Source organism: Nocardia sp. NPDC003979 (assembly GCF_053605015.1).
Genome location: NZ_JBSGIJ010000048.1, coordinates 1 through 2,158, shown reverse-complemented (window position 1 = coordinate 2,158; position 2,158 = coordinate 1). Strand labels below are relative to the sequence as shown.

Annotated in this window: 1 protein-coding gene and 1 pseudogene; both read right to left on the bottom strand. The window is 62.6% G+C overall.

Features of this window, described 5'->3' with window-relative positions; translation table 11 throughout:
* Positions 1-204, bottom strand: a pseudogene (locus ACWEVR_RS33960) (IS701 family transposase); the annotation flags it as partial.
* Between the two features lie 36 nt (positions 205-240).
* Entirely contained in the window at positions 241-1,815 is a 1,575-nt protein-coding gene (locus ACWEVR_RS33955; RefSeq protein ID WP_452470202.1) for an adenylate/guanylate cyclase domain-containing protein, read from the bottom strand.
* Positions 1,816-2,158: the final 343 nt, after the last annotated feature.

Genomic DNA, 2,158 nt, shown 5'->3' with positions numbered 1-2,158 from the left:
CGCGCGCCGCAGCAACCGTTGCATCCCGTCCGGACCCACCTCCCCGGCGGCCTCGGCCAGCGTCCACCCGTTCTTACGCTCGTGACCGGCGATCAACCCGGTCACGTACTCCCGCGCACGCGCCCGCGGTTCCGATCGCGTGAACCGCCCACCGATCCTCGCATGCAACCAATCCGACTCTGTTGCAACACTATCCATCACCACGCAGGCAAGTTACCTGAACCGAGTGCCGTTGCAGTACTAGCGCTGCGGGTTCGGCGAAGAGGTGGTGGGACTAGCGAGAATGGTTATGGCCGAGCGGCCGCGGAGAGTGACGCTGTCGCCGAGCTGCCAGTGGCGCGCTTCGGTCGAAGTCGCACCATCGACGGTGACTTTCGAGGCAAGGATTGCGCCGGGTGCCTTCTTGGCCAGGTCCGACAGGCGAGCTGCCTCATTCACCGGGTCGCCGATTACCGTGTATTCGAACCTCGACTTGGCTCCCACGTTGCCCGCGACAGCGCGCCCGGAGGCCACGCCCACTGCCGCGCTGCATTCGGGGACCTCCGCGCGGAGACGACTGCTGATCTTGCGGGCTGCGGCCAACGCCGAACCGCAGGGATCCACGATCTCTGCTGGTGCGCCGAAGATCGCCAGCGCTGCATCGCCTTCGAACTTGTTGATGAACCCACCGTGCTCGTCGACCTCGTCGACGACGACAGCGAAGAATCGGTTCAGCAACGCAACAACCTCCGCGGGCGGGCGCGAGGAGGCCATCTCGGTGGATCCGACGAGGTCGATGAAGAACACGGCGATGTTGCGTTCTTCGCCACCGAGCTCAGGATTCTTGCTCATGGCGGCCTCTGCGACCTCCTGTCCGACATGTCGCCCGAAGAGATCTCTGATCTTCTCGCGTTCGCGAACTTTGTCGGCCATCCTGTTGAAACCGCTTTGCAATTCACCGAGCTCGGTACCGTCGTAGACGGCGAGATGTATGTCCATGTTGCCGCCCTCGACCTCGGCCATGGCTGATCGAACGTTGTTGATCGGTGCGGTCGTGGCGAAGCCACCCAGGACGGTGAGGAAGAAGCCGAAGACGAGGGTGACACTGCCAAGGGCCAGGATCGCGACAGCCATCGTCTCGGTGTTTGTATGGAATGGCCTGATGAAGCTGAAGATCGCGATGATCATGAGCCCCGCGACCGGTACCCCGGTTCCGAGGATCCACGACAGGATCGAGCGACCCATGACCCCCGCGATGCGGCTGCGTCGGGGATCTCCCACCTCGAGCGCGCGGGCGGCCGCGGGCCTGAGTGCGAATTCGCTCAAGAGATAGCTGAAAGCGCAGACAACGGTTCCACCTGCTCCGATCGTGAACGCCACCTTGGGAATCGACTGGGGCTCGATGATTCCGTCGATTGTCGTGATCAGCACGAGGCCGACCGCCCACAAGACGATCTGAATGCGGGTGAGTTGCCAGGGCATCGACAGTGTGTTGATCTGCTCTCGAGGTGTTGGTGTGCGGTCGTCGATTGCCCATCGCAGTGCCCGTATCGCCCGTGTCGTTCCCCAAAGCGCGCCAACTATGAAAGCGAGCGTCACATAGGTCGGTACGACGATGTAGTTCACCCACCAGTATTTGGCCGGGGCGAGAACATCAGGACCGGGCACCACCACGCTGACGAGCGCACCGACGATAACCGCGCCGATCAAGTTGGCCGCGATCAGGAACATTGTCAGAAGGATCTGTACGCGGACTCGGCGTCGCTGGGGAGACTCGGAAGTATCACCGAGAAGGCGAGATCCAAGAGGCGCGGCGGACTTACTAGGTTGCGGCATGTTGGCGATAGAGTAGCGGCCGTCGTGCCGAGAGTAAACATGGCACAGGACCACTGACACGACCAGCGACTGCGCAAAAACCCGAACGCCGACTGAGCGGTCCGTTCACCACGCTGACCGCCCTCTCCAGCTTCGCGGGTCCCTCGTGCTAGGGCCGAGCGCGAGGTTCTCGTTGCGGTTGGTTCTCGTCGGCCGACTATCGACACCACGGCGCGCCGACCGTAATGGTTCTCTTCGCCAACCAGGCTCGGAAGATTCTGTGAATGAACCTAAGTCCCGCGCGCATAGGGAGCAACGGCAGCAAGCTGAAGCCAAAACGTGGCAGCGCCGAAAGTCGCAGCAT

What these genes read in the sequence shown, in the direction of transcription:
- ACWEVR_RS33955 (WP_452470202.1), bottom strand. Translation starts at nt 1,815, where the DNA reads ATGCCGCAACCTAGTAAGTCCGCCGCGCCTCTTGGATCTCGCCTTCTC.